Genomic DNA, 21,735 nt, shown 5'->3' on the forward strand with positions numbered 1-21,735 from the left:
CATCCTCAATGCGAACATTAACAATGCCTTTTATTTCATCCGTTAATTTATAACCTCTTTAGGCTTGTTTTTGTGTCGTTCTTGGGCAAAATCTTCTGCTTGTTTATGCCTGTAGCCTCTTTGACCTGTATTGCGTTTAATCTCGCGTGAAATATTGCTTTGGCTTCGTTCTAAAGCTTCTGCTATTTTATTCTGTGAAGTTCCCTTTTTTAATTCAATTTCTATATAATATCTTTCTTCAGGACATAGGTGTGTATAGCTCATTTGTAGCCTCTGTAAATTGTTTGGTAGCTGTTTACTTTCACCTATGTCTTGTCTTAATTCAACAGGTGTTAGTCTAGCCAATACTTGCAGAGGGTTATGCACTTATTATACGAATTCAGGAATGTTTAAATTCTTAAGGAAAGCTGATACGCTGGTTGCCTGGAAACTAGATAGGCTAGGAAGATCATTACAACACTTACTCGGAGTTATAAATGATCTTGAAAAAAAAGGAATCGGCTTTGCCTCATTAACTGAGGTGATTGACACAACAACCAGTACCGGGAAATTAACTTTTAATATTTTTGGTTCACTTGCAGAATTCGAACGCTCATTAATTAAAGTGATTGAGCCACTTTTCCAGAGAAATAGTTAGTTTCGGGGGGGGGATGGTTTGTCTCCTGCAGGACAGTTTTATTCATTAACTGCATAAAGGTCGGTTATGACCAATCTTTACCGTCATAATAAGTTCTTGCGACAGAACCCTATTATGGTTCTGTCGCAAAAAAGACAAAAACAGGCTATTACCTACGATCATAAGATTAAATTTCAGCCAAAGAAGGTTCGCATGTTCAACTAAAAATGGTGCTACTTTTCAAGTTATTATTCTCGCGAATGTCATATGGTATGGTACCTGACTTTACAACTAGTTTATCGGATGGGATGAGAAAGTTTTTCTCCTGGATGGTGTCTTATCCATTGGTTGCATAAAAACAGGTTACAGTTGATTTTTACACAAATATTTATTTCTTTTGCGACAGAACCCTTAACGGTGACATAGCCTATGAATTCGGGGGAGGTTTACTTTGCATATTGAATCCATAAAGCTGAAAAACTTTAAAAGTTTCCGTGATACGAAAATGCTCGACATACCAAAGTTTTGTGTCATTGTTGGTGCAAATGGTGCGGGAAAATCCTCGCTATTTAGCGTTTTTGAATTTCTTCGTGAAGCATTGGATAGTAATGTACATACTGCGCTGGTAAAGCTTGGTGGTAATCGAGGTTTTAGTGAAGTACGTAGTCGTGCTGTATCGGGAAATATTGAAATCGAAATTAAGTTTCGAGAAACAGATAAGTCTCCCTTGGTTACTTATTTGGTAGTGGGTTAAATCTGTTATTATGCATGAATATCTCGTCCAAATTCGACTTTATTAATTAATAGTCCAATGACAATATCATGCATTTGTTCTATTTTGGAAAAACAGATTGTTCGACGCGTTAAGCGTTTAACCCATGTTCTAAAATTTAGGTTTTTTCGTTCAATTTTTTGAGTGTTTTGTTTGCCTATTTCATGTTCATTTACATCTAAGTTTCGCTCATAAGCCCCCCAGTCATCTGTATAATATCTGCTTATTTCAAAAGGAGTCAGTAAGGCTTTTAGCTCTTTGAAAACATCATCTTTACGCTTGCCAAATACATAAGCAATGACTGTATTAGTCGCATGATCAACAGCATGCCATAACCATCGCTGATTCGACTTTTTACCTACAAATGACCATTGTTCATCAATCTCAACTTCTTCGCAAACAAGCTCCAGCCGAACGTCTAAAGGTGTTTCTGATTTTTGAGATAGAAAAATAGGATTTACCTGTACAAGGCTATCTTCTTTGCTTTTCAGGATGCTGATGACTGTATTTTTATTGATTTTCAGAACCCGTGCGGTGTCTCTAATACCACTGCTATTAATAGCCATTTCGACGACTTTTTCTTGGACTCCAGGCACACATGCATTATAGCGATAGTACAGCATAAATGTTTGAGTTTGGCAGGCACTATTTTTGCAGCGATACCGCTGTATATTTTGAGCATTCTTTCCTGATTTCATGAAGCGACAATTTGGGCAACTTACTTCTTGATAACATTTCATTCGAGGAATTATGATGTAAACCTTTTACTTCTCCTAATTATTTAAGTGAAATAACAGATTTAACCCACTACCCAAATAACATAGGAAAGTGAAAAATATGAGACAAAACCCTTTTCAATTACACTCATTAATACATAATAATTTATTATTAGCGGTAGCATTAACTGTTGCACCTAGTTCCGCAAGCGCTATTAGTGTAGAGGCTTTGGAGAAACTGATTAAAGAGGTAAAGGCATCCGAAGTTGCAACTCGGGAGAGGTCTAACCTAAATACCACTCTAATCAACAAAGCAGAAAACAACATCAATCTCAATAAGAAAAATATTAAAATTAACAAACAAGGTATTGAGGTGTTTAGAAAAACTCTTGACAAAAGTAGTGGGGATATTGAGACGGCTCAGAAAACTGTTCAAGGGCTTAAAGTGACTCATGACAGCAATAATAAGGGTCTTATTGGTCAGATTACTTTATATACGGATAAAGTAACAAAGATTAAAGAAACTATTTTACCTGAGGAAGTAGCTGCAATCGGTACCTTATCCCTAAGAAGATGCGCGGGTACGCATCAAGTTACATGGAATAAGTGTGTTTATAAGCTGGGGGGAAAGGGGCCAAAAGGAGGCATCATATTCAAAATAGGCCATCAAGGGAATCATGGCTCGGAAGTTACCCCGGAGGATGTCATAACCGCCCCCTTTGGCTGTCTGAATGTTAATTTTAATGGAGAGTTAAAAGAATACATAGGATCAGGAAAAGATAACACAGATGTTATTCTAAATAAGAAATGTACGGGGAGTCTCGCAGCTGGGGTAACAACCAGTTTCAAACTGAAGGGACAGGGAGGCTGGTATTTACCTTCGGTTTATGAATTGAGAATAATACGAAATGCGCTGCGGACCTTAGGATTAGGGGATTTCAATAACAATGAATACTGGTCATCTTCTGACAATGGGGGCAACAACGTAGCAGCCTATACATTTGACTTTGAAAACAATTATAAAATAGCAAGGGAGAGAAGTAGCCTTCACTCAATAAGACTTGTTTCAGATTTCTAATAAGATTTTGAGCTAATGAAAATGAATAAAATATTTAGTAGATTAGTAATAGGTGCAGGTACGGTAGTATTAACTACCGCACCTAGTTTATCAAGTGCTATTAGCTTAGAGGATTTGGAGGATCGGATTATCGATGTAAAAGCGTCCGCCGCAGGAACTCTGATAAAGGTGGGGCGTAATACCTCTCTAATAAGTAAAGCAAACAAGGACATAAATCTCAATAAGCAGAATATAACTATTAATAAAAAAGAGATGGATGAAATTAAAACTGATATTGATAAAAATAGTTCAGAAATTCATGATATCAAGCAATCTGTTATTGATCTTGAAGTAACACATAACAGAGATATTGAAAATCTGGTTAAACAGCTTAAAGGGTATATAAAAATAGTAACAAAGATAAAAGACACTATTTTACCTGAAGAAGTAGATGCAATCGGTACCTTATCCCTAAGAAGATGCGCGGGGACACATCAGGTCACATGGGATAAGTGTGTTTATAAACTTGGTGGAAAGGGTCCAAAAGGAGGGATCGTGTTCAAAATAGGAGATCATGGGGAGCATGGGTCGGAAGTTACCCCCAAAGATGTTATAAGACAAACTTTTGGGTGTCTTAGTGTTAATTTTAATGGAGATTTAAAAGAATACATAGGATCAGGAAAAAATAACACAGATGTTATTCTAAATAAGAAATGTACGGGGAACCTCGCGGCAAAAACAGCTATAAATTTTAAGCTGAAGGAGCAAGGGGGTTGGTATTTACCTTCCGTTTCTGAACTGAAGCTAATGCGGAATGCGCTTCTTGGATCAGGAGTAGGAGGTTTCCATAACAATGAATACTGGTCATCTTCTGACAATGGGGGCAACAACGTAGCAGCCTATACATTTGACTTTGAAAACAATTATAAAATAGCAAGGGAGAGAAGTAGCCCTCACCCAATAAGACTTGTTTCAGATTTCTAACCAATACCTTTGCCAATTTTAATTTAAGCCAAAAATTACAATCTTACACCTATATAAATCAATCGCTTATAGGCTGTAAAATTCATAAAAATGAGTGTATTTTCATCTTGGCGAAGGTGTTGCTAATAAGATTTAATTAATATTAATAAGGTGTATAAATGAAGCTTTCAATTAAAACAGCAGTAGCAATAATAATCACAGCGTCCTCATTCCAGGCAATGGCAGAAAAAAAGGAATCCTTTTCAGGAACCCGTAAAGATTTTTCAGATTTCATAGAAACACTAGGAGAGGGAGACGTTTATTGCGAATCAAAAGGGTTTGATAAAATTACTAATAACGGGGGTGGGGATAATGCTCTCAATGCCCAGAAAGGATACGAAATAGGAGGTGTGGGCCCGCTAGGCGGAATAGTTTATCAAATTGTGGATGAAGACGGTCTACATGGAAACGAGGTAACTCCAGAGGATTTCCTAAGCGACTTTGGATGCTTGGGAATGCCACTGAGAAAGAGACTTGAGGGGCTTTATAACCATGGAAGGGATAACACGTCGGATATCTTTGATGGTTATTGTGACGGGGGGTCTTTAGCAAACACGGCAGTTAACTACGAAATTAATGGATTAAAAGGTTGGTACATCCCTACACAGAATGAATTACATGCTCTTTATGAACACGCAACCAGATTCTCCGGAGACCCCATTGGTATTGAGTTATCTGAGGATGAATATTGGAGTTCTACAGTACTTGAAGAGGGTTGGGGTTTAGGAGAGTACGCAATAACAGTAGACTTCAATAATGACACTCCTCACGGCGTGGCAACGAATAGAGGTAGAAATGAGGTGTATCGAGTTAGATTGGTGCATGAATTTTGATACTGTAAATAAGAATCTGTCTCAAAAATAGAGAGGGTATCAAACAGTTATTCAAGGTTCTGTCGCAAAAGATAAGTATTTGTGTAAACCAGGCTATAAACCTGTTTTCATTCCTCTCATGAAAAAAGCATCATGCAGGAGAATATACTATTACCTCATCGGGATAATTGAATGGATAAGCCAGGTATGATCTGGTGTTAAGGAAAATAATTACTTAAAAAATGGTACAATTTTTAGTTGAGAATGCAAACCTACTTTGGGTGAAATTAAATCTTATGATCGTAGGTAATAGGCACGGCTTTCTCATAAAAAGATGCTAAAAACCATGATACAATCCAAGCCCAAATTATGGAAGAAAGATTTAGTTTATGGAAAATAAAAATCCTTTTAACGACAAAGAAATCGCTAGCTTTGTCGACATGCTAAACACTGAGCTACCCGATATCCGAGATAATAGGGGTAAGCGTCACTCACTAACCTCAGTCATTGTTGGAGTTGTATTGGCAACGTTGGTTGGTCGTCAAAAACTTTCCGAGATTCACCGCTTTATCAGTAATCGCATTGTTTGGTTAAGTGAACTGACTAAGACAAAATTAATTAAACCTATCTCTCGTGCTCATTTGCCACGATTACTTGATGGGCTGAACTGGACATCAGTGAATGAGCTAGTTGAACGCTGTTTTGGTGTAAAGATACGGCATGATGAAATTAAAAAATGGGTTGCTATTGATGGAAAAGCACTGCGTGGCACTTTGGATTCAGGCGATAAACAAAACATCGTGCTTGCAGTTGATCATGACACCCGAGAAGTCGTCGCACAAGCTCGACAATGTGGGGACAAGTCGAGTGAAATTCCAGTGGTTCGTGAGCTCTTGAAAGACACTGGTCTAGAACAGCAAAAAATATCGTTGGATGCACATCATTTTAATCCTAAAACGACGAGCCAAATTCAGCAAGCAAAAGGGATTTATTTAACGCAGGTTAAAGAAAACCAGGCAACCTTTTTAAAACAGTGTAAAGAGCTAAACAAAGATTTCTCCGCTTTTGCCGAAACGATTGAACATGAAAAGGCACATGGTAGGGTTACTACACGCTGTGCTCGGTTATTCTCTCTGGAATCATTAACTCTTGATTCACGCTGGAAAAACAGTAACCTTTCTCTGTTAATAGTGGTTGAGCGTGAAACATTTGAGGTCTCCAAACAAAAAACGACTTTCGAGACATCTTATTATGTCAGTTATTTGATGCTAGAAACCAGCGCAGCGAATTCTCTTGTGCAGGAAATGGCACAAGCTATTCGCCAGCATTGGGGAGTTGAATCCAACAATTGGATTCGAGATAGCAGCTTTAATGAAGATCACACCCGAAAAACTTTCGGGCAGCTATAGATAAATTTGCAGATTCTCACGTTGCCTTAGAAGCAATGCTTATGCAAGTGAAATTTTTATGAGAAAGCCGTGGGGTAGACGGTTAGCGCCACTTACCCCAATATATAGGGCTGTTGCTACTGAACCAGTCACTGATGCAGATATAACTTATGGTTATCAGGGGGGAAAACACAACATGTAGTTGTTGGTGGCGGGGGACGTTTTTTGAACCACGGGGCTTTTCTGGGGCCTTGTGTGTGTTTCTCTTGCCTCTCAACTAGGGTAGTCCCCGGATTTCAACTCGTAATTTACAGGATACAAAACAATATGTTATTTAAGAATTTTTTGTACATAGGTGTTGCTTTATTATTATCTCAGAATGCTTTTGCTGATAATAAGGGTAAGCAGGATCCTTATTATCTTTCGCGCGCTAATTGCATGCTTCCACATGATGTCTTTTACAAGAATCAATTGAGGAATGAGTCCATTACTTGGGATCCAATAGAGTTCTGGGATAGGTTCACAAAGATTGGGGGGTACAAATATTATCAGATAAAAACAACCAGCTCTCATAATGTGATGCTGACCGGCGAAGTAAAAATGCATTTGCATGACAATTCAGATGAGGAGCTTTGGGGAATCCATTCCGCAGTCACACACAGAGACGATGTAGCTCAGAGTCTTTTTGGTGTGGCAGGAGATCACTTTTATAAAGGACCTTGGGGCTCTGATAAAGAGGGAAGTCAAGAGGTAGCTAATACAGAATTTACCAAGTTCCCGAACACCTGGGAGGAGGACTGCAACCTGAAGTTATCTCAATGGATAGGTGGCGCTCAAGATAATGACCCCGACTAGATCATAATCTCTTGCAAAGGGTGTTTAAGTAGTGCTTGCACGAAAAAGCCGTTTTCTGAAAAATACCCTACATAAGCTAACGGTATATTTTTTGAATTTTGATTCAGCTTTGCAAAAAACTGATATACGTTTCATCGGTTCTGTCGCAAAAGTTTATCGTGCGCATAAAAACCGGTCATAACCGAGTAAGTGGCGTAGCTTGTCTAGGTGGGAAGAATCGACGCTTACGTTTAACTGGCCATTAACACCAATATCATATTGTGTGGGTTCCAAAATATAGGTATAGAGTATTGAAAGATAGAGTTGGGTTTGAAATATCAAAAACAATTCGTATTTTTGCAGAGAGGCTTGGTTGTGAGGTTGTTGAACTGAATGTTCAGGAAGATCATGTACATTTGTTGGTAATGGTTCCGCCTAAAGTCTCTATTTCTCAGTTGGTTGGAACAATAAAAGGTAAGTCAGCGATTCAGATATTTAAGCAGTTTCCTTACTTGAAAAAGAAACCTTATTGGGGAAATCATTTTTGGGCTAAAGGGTATTGTGTTGATACATGCAGAAATGATACGAAAATATGTAAAGTTTCAAGAGAAAATAGAAAAGGACTTAGAGTCCTAAATTAAAATGTAAAATTAATAATAGGCGGCAATGGACTAGCCTTCTAAGAGGGCTAGTCATTACACCCTTCTAGGGTGCAATCAAAACCACGTTCTTAGAACGTGGTTTTTTACTCATTAGCTGCATAAAGGTCGGTTATGACCAATCTTTACCATCATAATAAGTTCTTGCGACAGAACCCATAGGGTTACTGTCCTTGATATTTCAATTTTCGTTTATCAAATGCTGGCTTAGTTCCTTCTAATATTTTAACAATGCTCTTGTTAATTTCAGGGTTTTCAATTGAGCCAGAAACGAAAGAGAATTCATTTTTATTTGTCTTATCGATACAAACATGAATAATCTGCTCAGCATCAGCCCCAACAGCTAAATTAGGGTTATGAGTCACCATAACTATTTGTCTCTTCTTTTTGGCTTGCTTGATAAATTTGCTAAGCATATTGTAAACACTTTCATTATCAAGGTTATCTTCGGGCTGATCGATAACAAGCGGTATTTCTTCTTTATCTGAAGTTTCCCAATAATTATTTATGGTAAAATTGAAACTATGCTACAACTATATGAAAAAAATAGTCTTTTCATTCGTTTCAAATGCTATTGCCTAAGGGGAATTAAGTAGGGGTTTGCTATAAACATGGCAAAACCACCTAAAATAAACCTCGATACACCAGCATTGTGTATTTCAGCTACTCAATAATTGGGAAACTTCAGCTTCTTTATCAATCATAAAATAAAAGATTAATAATAATGCTCCTCTTTCCCCAGGAGATAGTTGACCAAGTACTTTTCCACCTAGTTTTAATTCATATTTTGGTTTTAAATAATCTAGTGAAAACACATAATCATAGAATGAATTTAATTTATCATTATTTACTTGTTCACTGATTTCGGCATTATTTTCTTCAAGGCTATCAATTATATTGGTTAATAAAATTTCGATCTTATTTTCATTACTAAAACCACTATCTTCAACAATTGATTTTATCTTATTTCCACCTTTTTCTTCCCCTAGAAAACAGCCACTCTTCCTTTGATTAATAAAATTAAGAAAATCACTGTAGAAGTTTGAATTAAGGTAAAATGAAGAATCAATTTTTATATCATAGTCTTCAAGCAAGTCTTTACTTTGTGCGATTTTATCGTCTACGGATTTTTTGAATGAGTTGTAAAGTTCAATGATTTCATTCGCTGTCAGCCCCGGACGGGATGATAGTCTCCAGAAGGCGCAGGGTTGTTGCCAATCCGAAGTGCGCGATAGCGCGCGAGGGAGGCTAAAATTTTATCCCGAATAGCCGTAGAGCCATTTGTGGTAGCCATGACTGAGCTGCTTTGTGCTCAGTCTGTGGCGGACGCAGGGCGGCTGGAGCATCTCCTATTCGCTGCGTAGGTGAACGAATTACGGCGACAGGAGTCCCGGAATTTCGTGAGGTAGCATGGCGCGCCTACTTTTTCTTTTTTCTTTTAGTAACTGCTGTAAATGGACATTTATGAACTCTTTTTCCTTTTCATAAAAACCTAATGATTCAAGCGATGGGTTTTCAGGGACTCCAGTCAGCTCTTGAATTTTTTCATTGATTGATTTTTTTCGCTGTTCATTCTGTTGATATGCTTTTTCTTCACCTGTTAGCTTATCTGTTTCAGCTTTCAATTGCTTAGTTAGTAACTTGATTTTGTAGACAATACTTTCATTATTACTATCGGCACTCCTCGCTTTGGTAGACTCAACAGTCCCAATGAAAAGATTTATCTTTTCTAATTCTTTTTCAGAATTTAGTATTTTTTCCTCAATTGAGGAAAAATCCACTTTGATTTTTAGTATTTTATTGATGTCGAGGTTATATTCTTTAGCTTCTTCTGTATGACTTTTCAGAAACTCCTCTACAGATTGTTCTTGTAGCTCAACTTTCTTTTTAAATTGTTTAAGCTCTTCAATCTCACTTGTTAGAGTTTCCCTGCTTTTTTCTTTTTCTTTGAGGCTATCTTTTAACGCATCTAGTTCAGTATTCTGCTGCGCTATCTTACTTTGTTGTTCTGAGTCTTTATCATCGTTATTTGGGTTGGTGATTTTTGGTAAGCTTTCTAATAATCTATTTTGCTGGCCAATCTCGATTTGTTTTTTAGAAATAAAGCCTTTTATTGATTCCAAAAAGTCAGGGTGTTTCTTTTTTTCGAGATCAATAATCTCTTTATTTATATTTTGTTTTTTTGTTCTTGAATGGCTTTATTAACATTTTCAGCTTTATAACTTTCCAACTCTTCAAAGCTAGACTTATTTAATTTTTCACGATCGGGAATATATTCAAAAATTATATTTTCTAAAACATGTTGAAATTTACTTATCTGAAGTTTCCCAATAATTATTTATGGTAAAATTGAAACTATGCTAGCATAGTTTCAATTTTACCATAAATAATTATTGGGAAACTTCAGATTAGAAGCTGTGGATTTATTTATTAATGTAACACATTTATTTTAAAAGATTTCATATAAGCCATTGAAATCTACTAAACTTATTGTAGCTTTTTGTTTTTAACAATTAAAAGATAATCTGAAAATATAAATCCATACCCGCTCAATGTGAGTTCATAACCAATTTATTATAAAATATAATTAATGTATCTATCTGGTTTTTAGTTCAATATCTACCAATTTTTAAGATAAATATGACTAAAATCAGGTCAAAATAAAATATATCCACTTGATTTTAAAGTTAAAAAATACGCTGAGTAGTTACGTTTTTAATTAGTTGTTAAGTTCTGCTATTTCTTCTCTTACTGCTTGAATCTCACTCCTTACTTTAGCCAATTCTGTTACGTTATCATCTGCTTCTACGAGTTCTTTTCTTAGATCACTTATATGATCTAATAGAGTTTTTTCACCTATTCCAAAACTGATTAAGCCATCTTCTGATTTGTTAGCTTCGATTCGAACGAAAGCTTTTTCTCTAACAAAGTCTCCGCCAGATACGTACGTATTAACAGCAGCTTCAAGCGTCTTAAAGGATTCACTTTGAAACCACCACCCCTCATCTGAATATGCACCTGATTCAGGATGAGCAATATAGAATTTAACGCATTGATGAAGATCGTGATACCTTTGAAATTCATCGGCTAGTAGAACAGTAGCTGCTTTAACTATTCTTATATCAATTAAGCCATCTTCTTGCCCTTTAGGACACGTCGTCGCTGTCTTATAGGATTTGGTAGAGTCATATTCCGAAATGAAGAAACTGTTATTATTAGTATTATTTTCCGCCATTATATTGAGCGATATGGTGGATAGAACAATTGCTGATACTGATAGTATATTTTCATGGATTTTCATGGATTTTTACTTAGTGTCTTATGTGGTAGCTGGATTGCTTTTTAGAGCTTCTAGCTCTTCTTTAAGAGTTTTTAAATAAGCTTTTAATGTCGCTAATTGGCTCTTAATTTTATCATTTTCAACTTTGCTTTCTTTCAATTCGAAGATTTCATCTTTTAGGGTTAATTCTCTAAGTCCTAAGTCGTATAGACCTTCTTCCGTTTTCTTAACCTGAATGCGAACATAAGCATTTTTCCTAATGAATTCTCCACCTGATACATAGTGGTTAATAACTTCCTCAATTACCTTAAAGCTATCGCTATCAATCAGCCAACCTTCTTCTGAAAAAGCATTGGGATGAGCAATATAAAACTTAACGCATTGATGAAGATCGTGATTTTTTTGGAATTCATCAGCTATTTCATCAGTCTCTCCTTGAACAAGCCTTATATCAATTAAGCTATCTTCCATTCCTTTTGGACAAGTAGTCGCTGTCATATAAGATTCAGTAGAGTCATAGCCTGAAATATAGTAATCGTTTTTAGCACCACCCTCTGGCTTCATATTTCTTTGAGGACCAGAAGGAAGATCAGTAACAGGAGTAGGCTCTGGTAAAGGAACATATTCGTCATCATCATCTGCACCAAACCAACTCTTTACCTCTTTCCACCATTTACTTAATGTAGGCAGAATTTCTTCCTCCAGAAACTTATTAACTACTGGTATCTGAGTTATTCCATAAATAATAGCTGATGTAATAGAAAATTTTAGTAGGCCAATTAAAGAGAATGGAAAAGTACCATTGTAAGGAGACATATAGAATGTTACAGGCACTTTCACCCATCGATATGTTATAGATGGATCAATTGGAATACTGGGTGGCAATAAGACTGGCACTAAGACTGGAGGATATACTTTAGCCTGTGTCTGCATAGATGCCATTGCCAGTGAGAATGTAAGTATTATGTATAGTATTTTCTTTTTAATTTTCATTTTCTCTTCATATTCCTTCGCTAAAAACCATGGGTTCTGTCACAAGTATTATTGAAAAAGCAGAAACCCTGATCTTCAGGTATAACTATCCTGCTAAAGCCATAAACTGCTTGGTAGTGGGTTAGATCTGTTATTAGGCATTAATATCTCGTCCAAATTCGACTTTATTAATTAAAAATTAAACCACGTCCTTAGGACGTGGAGTTGGTCGAAAGGATCCGCCTGGAGAGACAAATAAAGTCTATTCATGCATTCTAGTCATGTTGTCGCCACAACAAAAACTAGGAGAAAAAGCATGAGTAGATTTCGTAAATTATCACATGTGGTATGGCATTGCCAATATCATATTATGTGAGTTCCAAAATATAGGTATAGAGTATTGAAAGATAGGGTTGGGTTTGAAATATCAAAAACAATTCGTATTTTTGCAGAGAGACTTGGTTGTGAGGTTGTTGAACTGAATGTTCAGGAAGATCATGTCCATTTGTTGGTAATGGTTCCGCCTAAAGTCGCAATTTCTCAATTGGTTGGAACAATAAAAGGAGCCCTAGTGACGATAGTGGATCGCGTCTCTAAATTCACCTTGATTAAAAATGTCGATAGCAAGCAGAGCAAAGTCGTCACAGAAGCGACTATCATGATTCTGAAGCCTTATTTGGATAAGACCCATACGATAACAGCAGATAATGGCAAAGAGTTTGCAGGGCACGAAAAACTGGCGGAACAATTAGAAACGAAAGTTTACTTCGCTCATCCTTACGCTTCCTGGGAGCGAGGTTTGAATGAGAATACCAATGGGCTGATAAGGCAATACTTTGTTAAAGGAAGTCGCTTTGAAGAAATAAGTGGTGAGGAGGTCGAAGCTGTTATGAATAAGCTCAACCACCGACCACGAAAAACGTTAAACTATGACACCCCCCTCATGCTGTGTTTTTTCATAAGAATAAACGTGAGGCCGCATGATTACAGGAATTGCACTTCAGAGTTGAATCCACCGTAGTTTATACCAAGCACAGGAGGTCTTTATAGAAGGCTATATCACCGTTAAGTATTGAAAATTTAGCACGGAACTTTTGAAAGCTTGATTTTCCTCACTTTAAGAAGTATTTCATGAGATCATCAAGTGATTGAAATATTAAGGTTGTTAAAAATTCAACACTTAACGATGACATAGCCTTATAGAATGATTACTACCATTAAAGATAAAGCAGGAATGGTTAGCTCACCTGTTTACAAATTTTCTTATTACTGGACTTCAACTGCATGGGATCATCCACTATATAAATGGGGGATGGCTCTGGACATACGGGGGATTTTACGCTAGACCTGTAAGAGAATTCTAAATAAAAACTAATTAAAAGGATAATAAAATGAAACTATTAATTGCAATGGCTCTTATTGCGCCATTATTACTACATAACGCTAATGCAGAAGATTTGTACAAGGTAGGCGATACAGGGCCTACAGGAGGCTTAGTAATCTATAGCCCTAAAGAAGGAAGCGCAGTAGAAGCTGCTGAATATGATGTAGCAAGCGAAGATTCCTATGCAGATAAATGGAGGTCTGCTATTAAATTGAGTTGGTACGATGCTATGGGTAGATCATGGGCATTAAGCAACAAACACAACTGGAGATTACCAACGGTTAAAGAACTAAAAGCGTTAAAAGCACTAGAAGATCAAGGTTTAGTTACAAATATGAAAACTACTTGGTACTGGACTGCCGATAACGCACCAACTACTAAGGGGAGTTGGTACTCTAAGGCTTTCGCTTTCCTAAGTGAAGAAGAGCTAGACGGACGCTCTAATGTTCAGAGCTTTCCAGCAATAGGAGGACTCGAAATGCGTATTCGACTAGTAAGAAACATACTTTATCACCGTTAAGTATTGAAAAAATAACTCGAAACTTTTGAACGCTTGAGCTTCCTCACTTTAAGTGGTATTTCATCTGATTCTTAAGTGGTTGAAAAATAAAGATGTCAAAACTATTGCTAACAAGCTCATCTGACTGAAATGTAAACTGATTGACATAAGCTTCGTTAAAGCACATAACATTACCAATGTTTTCAGAACATTGGATCTTCGGTCTGAATGACTCAGGATTTTCCTTCCTAAGTTTAAATGGCATTAGGTCTGCTAGTTTTTCATCATCCGCATAATGCATTATCGCTTTCGCAATTGTACTTTTACCTGCTCCATTTGGAGCAAATTTTATATTAAGTTTATTTTTGCTTATGTCTAAAGAAGCACTATGAATATTGTTGCAATTACTAATTTCTATATGCATTACTTATTCCGGAGTTATGATTAGAACTGGTGTTTGACAAAAAGTTAGACAGCGAATGTCTTCAGGCTCCGCCTGAAGCCCAACTCCACGTCCTTAGAAATCCTTGATTGGCAACACTGTCCTGACCTATTCCAAACCATCTTGATTCCAAAATAGGGGCTGAGCTTGAAAGGAGAGAAGAAAACCGAAAATGCTTAACAAATGAGAGGCTAATTAAGATATAATTAACGTCCGTTTGATTGCAAGAGTTGGTCTCTTACTTTCAAGCTGTGGTGAGTGTTCGTCGCACTCATACACAACCTTTATTAAAGGCAAGAAACCTAAGCACTTAAAAATGCTTGGGTTTTTTTTTGCCTTTAAGCCCCAAACTTTAAAAGTTCGGGGCTTGTTTCTAAACCTGAAAGAAGAAATATCAGGTTTTATTGCCAATAACTTTAACCCATACACCCAAGACATAGCAAGTACGGTAAATAGTTTCATGACTCACAGAGTTCTTACCTTGTTGTTTTAAGCGCCCTTAAATGCAGTCAGGACTCGATTTTTTTTGATTAAAGGCGTTATTATCTGCTGTAACTCAGGCGTCATCTTGATGTTTTTGGGTTTATCAATATGGCGTTGTTTGGCTATTTTTTTCAGCTTTTAGTTTCAGGTTTTAGTCGATGGAAACTATACCATCTAATCCCTTTACAGAGGTGTTGCAGTTATTATATGAATTCAGGAAATCTATGCTCCTGGCAATGGCTAGATACATTCTATTTCTGAAATAGAGTCACTGAGAACCCAGCACCAACTTTTAGAATAATCACAGGATTTGAGCCACCGCCCATTGTTTAATACTTATATTTGTATAAAATATACAAATATACAATTTATATAACAATTTTTAGCCATGTTGCTACAATTTAAAGTCAATAATTTTCGTTCTATTAAGGATACAGCTGTACTTAGTATGAATGCAGGAAAAGGTAAGACAACAGTTAATAGTATTGAAAGTAAAGGCTATCACATACTAAAGAGTGCTGTTATTTATGGCGCAAATGCCAGCGGCAAGAGTACCGTATTAAATGCTCTGGCCTATATGAGAGAAATGGTTTTGAACCGTTATAAAGTCACTCAATCCGTGGATAAACTACCCTACTTTCCTTTTTTACTGAATACTGAGACAGAAACGGCTTCTAGTCATTTTGAAATCATTTTTTTAAAGGGTGATTGTAAGTACCGATATGGTTTTGAGGTGGATAGCGAGAAGGTCTATTCTGAATGGTTGTATGCTGATACGAGAGGCAAGGAATCGCGTTTATTTCAGCGTGATATTGAGGGTAATATTTTTTACGTGAATCAGCTGAAGTTTAAGGAAGGACGTCGCCTTAAAGCGATTGATAATCAGTTGTTTATTTGGCGGTGCGATCAAGAAGGAGGCGAGGTATCAAAGACTATTTTAGAGTGGTTTTACGATCTTAATTTACTTAATGGCTTACAAAATCAGCCTTATATTGATTTTGCTTTAGAGCAAATGAAAGACCCTAACATTAAAGCCAAACTTTTAGATTTGCTAAAGAAAGCTGATTTAAGTATTAATGATTTAAAAATTGATGAACAAGATATTCCTGATGAACAAGCTAAAGAACTGCCTTTACCTGCTGAAATAATGGAGAAAATTCTTAGTGGTGGTGCTCGTATTACTTATAGCGACATACAAACCAGCCATAAAAAGTTTGATGCAGATAATAACGCGACTGGTGCTACTTACTTCTCGTTAAATACCGATGAATCCCAAGGGACTAAAAAGTTTTTAGCTTTATCTGCACCTATTTTAGACACTCTAAAGTCAGGGAAAATTTTATTGATTGATGAAATTGATGCCAGTTTGCACCCTATGCTAACCGAGAGGCTTATTAAATTATTTCATAATGCTGAGAATAACCCCTTTAATGCTCAGTTAATTTTTACAACACATGATGTTAGTTTTCTTTCCCGTCCCCAGCTTTTTGGTCGCGATCAAATATGGTTTACTGAAAAAAACCTTTATGGCAGTACTGAGCTGTATTCATTGTTGGAGTTTAGGAAAAATAGCAAAGGTAAGGATGTTAGAAGCACTGATAATTTAGAAAAGCATTATTTACAAGGGCAATTTGGTGCAGTACCGTATTTGGGTGATTTTTAATGGCTCGTCGTATTGGTGGTGCTGAAGGGTTTGATAGTAATAAAAAAAACAGAAAGCAAATTAAAAGAGTCAAAGAAATTAGAGTAATTAGGAAAAGTATTTTGGTGGCGTGTGAAGGTACTAAAACTGAACGGCTTTATTTAGAAGATATTTTCACGTCATTAAAGTATCAACACAAGATTGCAGCGGGGTCTCTGGTAATAGCAAAACATAATCATACTGACCCTAAAGGTGTTTTAAAGGATTTACTGGATCACACTGATTATGAAAGTTTCTCTTATAAATGGATTGTTATTGACAGAGATATAGAGCGAACTAAAGGCGCCGGGCATTCAGCCAATGATTTTAATGCAGCACTAGCAAAAGCAAAAAGTAAGGGGATTGAAGTTGCTTATTCTAACCCTTGTTTTGAAATTTGGTATTTATTGCGTCTTGAGTATAGAAATACGGCCATAGATAGGACTGAGTTACAAAGTAAGCTAGAAGATGAGTTTAACTATCAGAAAAATATTCTTTTTAAGCATGGAACAGAAAAGGAAGCTATTGCTAATGCAAAGAAGCTTTTAAGTAGTTACGACTCCGATGACCCAGCAAACAACAACCCAAGCACCAATGTGCATGAGTTAATTACTATTTTAAGGGGGTTCTGTCTCAAAAACTAAACAACAACCCGCTGAAAGACGGGTGGATTAGAGGGGGTGGCGACTGAAAGTCGTGATACAGGGCGAATATGGTTCTGTCGCAAAAGATACGTATTTGTGTAAACCCGACTATGAACCTGTTTTTATTCTTCTCATGAAAGAAGCATTATGCAGAATAAAACACTATTACTCGATGTTCAAGTTTTCCATCCCATTGCCATTAAACTCTTACCTTCACCCAGCAGAACAATACTTTAATGATGGTGTTGGCTCTAAGCGCCCTAAATCTCTGCCAATCATATGTTTTCCTGATGGCATCAGTTGAAACACATCCTTTATTAATTCACCTAACTCTTTCAGCTTATCACCAGGATCTGGAAACTCTAGCAATGACGTGATGAACTCAAGCAGTACATCCATTTGAGACTTGCGCTGTAAGCTTCCTACGGTATACGCAGGTAGTTTGCTTTCAATGCGGGCTATTTGCTCTGGGTGAAGGAGAAGGCAATGGTCAAACAAAAGACTCAGAATCAGGCCACGGCTTGATCCCTCTTCATCTAATTGTTTGGCCTCACGCCCCCATCCTTCATAAAGCTTCCAGTCCTCAAAGAAAACCTCAATCAGCCATCTCAACGTATAGGCTTGAATAATATCTTGTGTGCGCCAAGTCAGGTCTGTCGCCACTAAATAGCGATAGTCGTTTTCACCGTCATATTTTAACGCAATGACAAAGCGTTTTTTACTGTGAGAACTCACCTTTAATCGTGCACTGCTGACAGTCACTTTAATCTCTTTGCCGCCACGTACACGTATTGTCTGATCAATGCCTTTGTTAATCGAATTAAAGTAGCTCTCGACTGACCTTATTCTACCTCTATATTCAATATTTTGGTTTTTACGTAATTGGCTAATCACCTGCGAGCCTCCAGATTCTTTAGCTGCTTCGTCCATAAAGGCTTTTTCACCATACAGCGCATCAGCCAGTACGCCTTTAATTTTAATCAGGCTATGCGCAACTTTAAACTCTTTTAATAAGCCTAATGCAATCTCTGTTTTGGTCGGGTAGGCACTGTCACGTTCAGGCTTAATAGGGCGATCTTTTTTTGCTATACCGATCTTTTTCAACCGTTTATCTTCTTTATCCCACTGCTTTAAGGCTGGATCCGGCATATAAAAGAAAAAACCGACAGGCACTGGGTTCTGTCGCAAAAACCAAAAATAGCCTATTACCTACGATCATAAGATTTAAGTTCACCCAAAGTAGGTTTGCATGCTCAACTAAAAATGGCGCCATTTTTTAAGTAATTATTTTCCTGAACACCAGATCATACCTGGCTTATCCATTCAATTATCCCGATAAGTTGAAATATTGTCTCCTGCATGATACTTTGTCATGAGAGGCATAAAAACAGGTTTATAGCCGAGTTTACACAAATACTTATCTTTTTCGACAGAACCGAAAAAAGAGGGGGGCAATGGAAACAAATGTTTACACGGAAAGACAAGCTTTAAGTGATTTAGTTAAGTGGTCGTTAGATAGACCATCATGGCAACGCGATGCTTTGAAAAGAATTGTGCTGCAAGAGGGTGATTTGTCCTCAATAGATATTGAGGAACTTACAAAAATTTGTCTTGATTCATCCTCTTCATTCGATCCTCTTACAAGTGATGATGTTAAGGCAGGGATAGTTACAGGTGAGCCAGTATCAATAGTGAGCGTTGAAAATCCAATTGGCATTAATGCCCTTGCAGAGCAACAACGTCTTGAGTTTTCAAAAACGGGATTAAGTATAGTCTATGGAGATAATGGATCGGGCAAATCAGGCTATGCTAGGATTCTTAAACATGCTTGCCATACGCGTGATGGTAAGCTTGATATTCGTGGTGATATTAAAGATATTGAACCAAAGGCGCAATCTGCGAATATTATTTTTTCAACAGGTGATAAGGAGACAACGCTTAATTGGAATCCTAAAAAATCAAGCCTTCCGAACTTATCATCTGTGAGTGTCTTTGACTCTAAGAGTGCGAATATTCATGTAGATGAAACAAATCCTATTGCTTATACCCCGGAACCGATGCGGATTTTAGGTAAACTTTCAGATATATGCGACACGATAAAAAATAATTTAGATAATCAAATTGCCCTGCTTATCAAGCAAACACCAGAAGCGATCAAAACTCCATCTTTAAATGAAAAAACCAAAGCGGGTATATTCCTTTATGGGCTGTCTGACAAATCAAGCCTAGAGACGCTCACAGAGTTATCTACATTAAGCGAAGAAGAAAAAATACGCCTATATCAGTTAGAAATTGATTTTGCACAAAACCCTAAAATATCGGCAGAAAAAATTGAGCGACAAAATAAATCTCTCGTTTTATATAAACAGCAGTTTCAAAAGCTACATAATGCGATTACAGAAGAATCCTTTAATCGCCGTGATAGTTTGAGACAAGAACGAGATAATAAAATGAAGCTCGCTAAATTAGCGTCTGAAAAGATTTTTGCAGCTTCTCCATTGCCTGATGTTGGTAAGGAAGTCTGGCAGCAGCTTTGGGAGGCTGCTAGGCAGTATTCAGATCAAGTAGCGTACCCAAATAAGAAGTTCCCAGAAGCCAATGCAGACGGAGATTTCTGTGTGTTGTGCCAACAAGAGCTTGATGAAGAGGCTGTTTTAAGGCGTTTAACTTTTGAGGAATTTATTCAAGGCACGACTAAATCTGATGAAACAACGGCCATAACTGCATATAAAGAAAATATTATTCAGTCTAAAACGGCAGATATTTCTCTTTCTACTATTAGGGATGCAATTGCTTTTTTTGAAAAAGATTTAGGCGAAAGCAAACTGGCTAAAAATGTCCGTGTTGCATTGATTACAGCCAAATGGCATTTACGGATATATATGCGTGGGTTATCACCTCAAGCAAAGGCTATTGAAATTCCTGAAAGTCGGCTAAATGAAATAAACCAATCCCTGTCTAAGCGCGCGTCTCAACTCTTAGCAGATGATAACACCCCAGAGAGCATAGAGTTAATAAGGGAATTTAATGAGCTTAAAGATCGTAAACATTTAAGCTCAATATTTGAAGATGTAAAAAAAGAAATATCTCGTCAACAAGAAATTGCAAATATCAAAAAAACAAATAGGACAACGGCAAAGAGAGCAGTAACGAATAAAAATAAGGAGTTATCAGATAAGTTGGTTACAGATGCTTTAAAAGAGCGTTTTTATCATGAGGTAAAAAAAATTAATCTTTTGGGTAGCCTGCCTGTAGAGCTACGCAAAGTTAAAGACCGAAATGCGGTTTCTTTTTTTCAGGTTTGTTTTGCTGAAAAACCCAATGAGCCTGTTGGTGACGTTTTTAGTGAGGGAGAATATCGCTGTATTGCCCTGGCTACTTTTCTAGCAGAGCTTGTAACCTCAAGTTTGCATTCAGGTATTATATTTGATGATCCTATGTCCTCGCTTGACCATATTAATAGAAAAGCTGTTGCTGCTAGGTTAGTCGAAGAATCTCAACACCGTCAGGTAATTGTATTTACGCATGATCTTACGTTTCTTTATGAGCTGAAATACGCAGCAGAAGAAAATGGCTCTGCCAATGTGCATTATCAAACCATCAACCGCAAGGAAAATCGCCCCGGATATGTTGGGGGTGATCTTCCTGTTAAAGCAAAATCAGCTATAGGTGTTGCCAATACTCTTCGTTCAGAGATAAAGACTGCGCGGCCTAATTTTAATAATTGGTCTAATATGCGGCGCACTATATTTTCAAAAGGTATTATTGAGCAATTGCGTGAGGCCTGGGATCAAGGAATTGCTGACTTTATTTTCCCTGTTCTTGGGAGGTTCGATAATCGTATTAAGGGCAATAGCCTATTTAAATAAGGCTTAATCTCATCCAAATAAGATTCACATGTTCAGTTTAAAATGGCGGTATTTCTTAAGGACTTATTAACCTGTATGCCAGGTGGCATATGACTTTACAACTTATCTGCCGAAATTTTAACGATAGGATGATCGGTGTTTTATTCTGTATGAAATATTATTCATTAGCCTCATAAAACTAAGATATAGTCGGTTTTTACACTTTTTGCGACAGAACCACGTAAGATGGCCACTTACTTAAAACCTTATAAGATGGTAGGTGTGCGAGTGATTTTAAAGCCCGCAGAGGTTCAGTATAAGGACTTTAAGATCCTTATAAGGCTATCAGATTCCAAGTACCTTACAGAGACTCGTAAGGAGATTCTTAAAATTCTGGCAAGTTATGAGTTGCTTTTAAATAAAGAGTTTAGTTATGGAGGGGTTCTAGTTAAGATAGGACAGGTGCAAGTTACGGATGTAGATGGGGCTAGGGTACACCCTATCACATCAGTTATACCCGACCAGTCCACTTTTGATATTAAGACCTCCCCGAATACCTATCTTAAGTTTAAAAATACAAGTATCACGCTTTCTTAAACCTTAAAATAATCTTAAAAAGAAGATT

General features: G+C 37.0%; 19 protein-coding genes and 7 pseudogenes. 16 read left to right on the plus strand and 10 right to left on the minus strand.

All coding sequences use genetic code 11. From position 1 onward, the window contains the following. Positions 1 to 264: pseudogene (locus CDZ78_RS24295) on the minus strand (helix-turn-helix domain-containing protein); the annotation flags it as partial. A 130-nt stretch (positions 265 to 394) separates the two neighbouring features. Here CDZ78_RS24295 and CDZ78_RS23085 point away from each other — a divergent pair. Both CDZ78_RS23085 and CDZ78_RS09780 read left to right on the plus strand, forming a co-directional pair. Then, positions 395 to 604 (plus strand): annotated as a pseudogene (locus tag CDZ78_RS23085) (recombinase family protein); the annotation flags it as partial. 463 nt (positions 605 to 1,067) lie between these two features. After that, positions 1,068 to 1,355 (plus strand): annotated as a pseudogene (locus CDZ78_RS09780) (AAA family ATPase); the annotation flags it as partial. Positions 1,356 to 1,378: 23 nt separating this feature from the next. Here CDZ78_RS09780 and CDZ78_RS09785 read toward each other — a convergent pair. Continuing rightward, a complete protein-coding gene (locus CDZ78_RS09785; RefSeq protein WP_087869851.1) occupies positions 1,379 to 2,128 on the minus strand; it encodes an IS1 family transposase in 750 nt (249 codons plus the stop codon). A gap of 88 nt (positions 2,129 to 2,216) precedes the next feature. Here CDZ78_RS09785 and CDZ78_RS09790 point away from each other — a divergent pair, with 88 nt between their 5' ends. The 6 genes and pseudogenes from CDZ78_RS09790 to tnpA all read left to right on the plus strand — a co-directional run bounded on the left by CDZ78_RS09790 (position 2,217) and on the right by tnpA (position 7,854). After that, positions 2,217 to 3,182 (plus strand): Lcl C-terminal domain-containing protein, encoded by a 966-nt coding sequence (locus tag CDZ78_RS09790; RefSeq protein WP_140413976.1) that lies wholly within the window; start codon positions 2,217 to 2,219, stop codon positions 3,180 to 3,182. Between the two features lie 15 nt (positions 3,183 to 3,197). Next, positions 3,198 to 4,145, plus strand: a complete 948-nt coding sequence (locus tag CDZ78_RS09795) for an Lcl C-terminal domain-containing protein (protein WP_140413977.1) — start codon at positions 3,198 to 3,200, stop codon at positions 4,143 to 4,145. A gap of 158 nt (positions 4,146 to 4,303) precedes the next feature. Beyond that, positions 4,304 to 5,017: an Lcl C-terminal domain-containing protein gene (locus CDZ78_RS09800; RefSeq protein WP_087869854.1), complete on the plus strand. Its 714-nt coding sequence runs from the start codon at positions 4,304 to 4,306 to the stop codon at positions 5,015 to 5,017. Between the two features lie 368 nt (positions 5,018 to 5,385). After that, complete coding sequence (locus tag CDZ78_RS09805; protein ID WP_087869855.1) at positions 5,386 to 6,405, plus strand: ISAs1 family transposase; 1,020 nt, start codon at positions 5,386 to 5,388, stop codon at positions 6,403 to 6,405. Positions 6,406 to 6,711: 306 nt separating this feature from the next. Then, positions 6,712 to 7,239, plus strand: a complete 528-nt coding sequence (locus CDZ78_RS09810; RefSeq protein WP_087869856.1) for a hypothetical protein — start codon at positions 6,712 to 6,714, stop codon at positions 7,237 to 7,239. A gap of 257 nt (positions 7,240 to 7,496) precedes the next feature. Further along, positions 7,497 to 7,854: pseudogene (gene tnpA / locus CDZ78_RS09815) on the plus strand (IS200/IS605 family transposase). Between the two features lie 187 nt (positions 7,855 to 8,041). Here the strand turns inward: tnpA and CDZ78_RS09820 are convergent. From CDZ78_RS09820 to CDZ78_RS09840, 6 genes and pseudogenes are all read right to left on the minus strand, one after another. Then, positions 8,042 to 8,362 (minus strand): annotated as a pseudogene (locus tag CDZ78_RS09820) (TrlF family ATPase); the annotation flags it as partial. 174 nt (positions 8,363 to 8,536) lie between these two features. Then, positions 8,537 to 8,971, minus strand: a complete 435-nt coding sequence (locus CDZ78_RS09825) for a hypothetical protein (RefSeq protein WP_087869858.1) — start codon at positions 8,969 to 8,971, stop codon at positions 8,537 to 8,539. A 74-nt stretch (positions 8,972 to 9,045) separates the two neighbouring features. Next, the gene (locus CDZ78_RS23705) at positions 9,046 to 9,171 is read right to left on the minus strand and encodes a hypothetical protein (protein WP_263458934.1); all 126 of its coding nucleotides are present in this window, start codon (positions 9,169 to 9,171) and stop codon (positions 9,046 to 9,048) included. A gap of 79 nt (positions 9,172 to 9,250) precedes the next feature. Continuing rightward, positions 9,251 to 10,000 carry a hypothetical protein gene (locus CDZ78_RS09830; RefSeq protein WP_087869859.1) on the minus strand — a complete coding sequence of 250 codons (750 nt, stop codon included), beginning with the start codon at positions 9,998 to 10,000 and terminating at the stop codon, positions 9,251 to 9,253. A gap of 596 nt (positions 10,001 to 10,596) precedes the next feature. Continuing rightward, entirely contained in the window at positions 10,597 to 11,178 is a 582-nt protein-coding gene (locus tag CDZ78_RS09835) for a hypothetical protein (RefSeq protein ID WP_087869860.1), read from the minus strand. Positions 11,179 to 11,196: 18 nt separating this feature from the next. Next, on the minus strand, positions 11,197 to 12,150 hold the full coding sequence (locus CDZ78_RS09840) for a hypothetical protein (RefSeq protein WP_140413978.1): 954 nt from the start codon (positions 12,148 to 12,150) through the stop codon (positions 11,197 to 11,199). Positions 12,151 to 12,529: 379 nt separating this feature from the next. Between CDZ78_RS09840 and CDZ78_RS24510 the strand changes: the two are divergent. The 4 genes and pseudogenes from CDZ78_RS24510 to CDZ78_RS09850 form a co-directional block, all read left to right on the plus strand. Further along, positions 12,530 to 12,640, plus strand: a pseudogene (locus CDZ78_RS24510) (transposase); the annotation flags it as partial. A gap of 51 nt (positions 12,641 to 12,691) precedes the next feature. Next, a pseudogene (locus tag CDZ78_RS09845) lies at positions 12,692 to 13,150 on the plus strand (IS30 family transposase); the annotation flags it as partial. 183 nt (positions 13,151 to 13,333) lie between these two features. Continuing rightward, complete coding sequence (locus CDZ78_RS21885) at positions 13,334 to 13,474, plus strand: hypothetical protein (RefSeq protein ID WP_167374243.1); 141 nt, start codon at positions 13,334 to 13,336, stop codon at positions 13,472 to 13,474. Between the two features lie 46 nt (positions 13,475 to 13,520). Beyond that, positions 13,521 to 14,033, plus strand: coding sequence for an Lcl C-terminal domain-containing protein (locus tag CDZ78_RS09850; protein ID WP_087869863.1), 513 nt, complete (start codon positions 13,521 to 13,523; stop codon positions 14,031 to 14,033). A gap of 43 nt (positions 14,034 to 14,076) precedes the next feature. On the opposite strand, the gene CDZ78_RS09855 is transcribed toward CDZ78_RS09850, so the two are convergent. Then, entirely contained in the window at positions 14,077 to 14,436 is a 360-nt protein-coding gene (locus CDZ78_RS09855; protein WP_087869864.1) for a P-loop NTPase family protein, read from the minus strand. A 949-nt stretch (positions 14,437 to 15,385) separates the two neighbouring features. On the opposite strand from CDZ78_RS09855, the gene CDZ78_RS09865 reads away from it, so the two are divergent. Both CDZ78_RS09865 and CDZ78_RS09870 read left to right on the plus strand, forming a co-directional pair. Beyond that, a complete protein-coding gene (locus tag CDZ78_RS09865; protein ID WP_221901810.1) occupies positions 15,386 to 16,600 on the plus strand; it encodes an AAA family ATPase in 1,215 nt (404 codons plus the stop codon). After that, entirely contained in the window at positions 16,600 to 17,262 is a 663-nt protein-coding gene (locus tag CDZ78_RS09870; RefSeq protein ID WP_087869867.1) for an RloB family protein, read from the plus strand. Before CDZ78_RS09865 ends, CDZ78_RS09870 begins: the two co-directional genes overlap by 1 nt. 213 nt (positions 17,263 to 17,475) lie before the next feature. Here CDZ78_RS09870 and CDZ78_RS09875 read toward each other — a convergent pair whose 3' ends face one another. Next, entirely contained in the window at positions 17,476 to 18,450 is a 975-nt protein-coding gene (locus tag CDZ78_RS09875; RefSeq protein WP_230991085.1) for a transposase, read from the minus strand. 266 nt (positions 18,451 to 18,716) lie between these two features. On the opposite strand from CDZ78_RS09875, the gene CDZ78_RS09880 reads away from it, so the two are divergent. Together CDZ78_RS09880 and CDZ78_RS09885 are read left to right on the plus strand one after the other, a co-directional pair. Beyond that, positions 18,717 to 21,131 (plus strand): AAA family ATPase, encoded by a 2,415-nt coding sequence (locus CDZ78_RS09880; protein ID WP_087869868.1) that lies wholly within the window; start codon positions 18,717 to 18,719, stop codon positions 21,129 to 21,131. A 225-nt stretch (positions 21,132 to 21,356) separates the two neighbouring features. Beyond that, positions 21,357 to 21,707: a hypothetical protein gene (locus CDZ78_RS09885; protein WP_087869869.1), complete on the plus strand. Its 351-nt coding sequence runs from the start codon at positions 21,357 to 21,359 to the stop codon at positions 21,705 to 21,707. The last annotated feature ends 28 nt before the right edge of the window (positions 21,708 to 21,735 follow it).

Source organism: Bathymodiolus platifrons methanotrophic gill symbiont, assembly GCF_002189065.1.
Classification (GTDB): domain Bacteria; phylum Pseudomonadota; class Gammaproteobacteria; order Methylococcales; family Methylomonadaceae; genus Methyloprofundus.